Here is a 319-nt window from a genome sequence, read left to right as displayed (position 1 = left end):
GTGGCGCAGTCAGCCGCGGGGCGAGGCCGACCACCGGGGGAAGATTCTGCACCTGCTGTTGCCAGTAATCACGATCCCGACCGAACCGGGCGGAGGACCGATAGTCCGCATCCCCCTGCAGGATCCGTTCCGGGTCGATCACCTGGCGCTGGGGGGCTTCGACGCCGTCGATGGCCGCGACATACAGTTCGGCCGCCCGGCGCATCGACATCATCGCCGCGTACCCGTCCAACGCGATGTGGTGGGCGCGCGAATACCAGTAGAAGTGCTCGTCGGCCAGGTGCAGGATGTGCGAGACGGTCAACGACTCGCCGTACAT

At 66.5% G+C, this 319-nt stretch carries 1 protein-coding gene; it reads right to left on the bottom strand.

Annotated features, from left to right (window positions below; genetic code table 11):
- A partial coding sequence (locus P3H15_RS54810; protein WP_276144929.1) for a condensation domain-containing protein occupies positions 1-319 on the bottom strand: 319 nt, incomplete at both ends.

The sequence above is a fragment of the Rhodococcus sp. T2V genome (assembly GCF_029269925.1).
Taxonomy (GTDB): domain Bacteria; phylum Actinomycetota; class Actinomycetes; order Mycobacteriales; family Mycobacteriaceae; genus Rhodococcus_F; species Rhodococcus_F koreensis.
The sequence above is the reverse complement of the archived record's forward strand: the minus strand, read 5'-3'. Positions and strand labels throughout refer to the sequence as shown.